The organism is Gluconobacter sp. P1D12_c, assembly GCF_018812105.1.
In the GTDB taxonomy this organism is placed as follows: domain Bacteria; phylum Pseudomonadota; class Alphaproteobacteria; order Acetobacterales; family Acetobacteraceae; genus Gluconobacter; species Gluconobacter oxydans_A.
In genome coordinates this window covers 1-398 of the sequence record NZ_JACSIQ010000669.1, presented here as the reverse complement: position 1 = coordinate 398, position 398 = coordinate 1, and the positions used below count along the sequence as shown (strand labels likewise).

The following is a 398-nucleotide window of genomic DNA, read 5'->3' as shown; positions in this document are numbered from 1 at the left end:
GAGCCTCTTGTGAAGGCTCTGAGGGATATTCCGACCCAATACCGGGAGAAGGTTATCGAGGGCTGCGTGAAACTGGCCCAACAGCTACGCCAGAAACTCCAAGATCAGGCGGTTGAGGCTCAACGGGAACGAGCCAGAGAAATTGGCCGGAATCGCTCGCGGGAGAATAGCCGAGGTCGGGGCCGCTGACCGTCCCATTCGCTCCTTCTTCCTGAGCAAATACTCTCTTGCACGGTTCTCGGATGTCGCCCGTTTATGCCGTGCATAATTACCCCCCCTTTTGGGGTAAAAACCGCAGTTTTCCACCGAAAAAAGAGAGAGACTACAGAGAGAGATTTTATCTTATTTATATCTAGGGTTTTACCGATCATCCTTTTCCCTTGGGGAACCGCCAAAAA

1 protein-coding gene is annotated in these 398 nt (G+C 52.0%); it reads left to right on the top strand.

From position 1 onward, the window contains the following. Positions 1-189, top strand: a 189-nt coding sequence (locus KP705_RS18665) for a hypothetical protein (RefSeq protein ID WP_215765390.1), incomplete at its 5' end; no start/stop codon positions are given. Between the last annotated feature and the right edge of the window lie 209 nt (positions 190-398).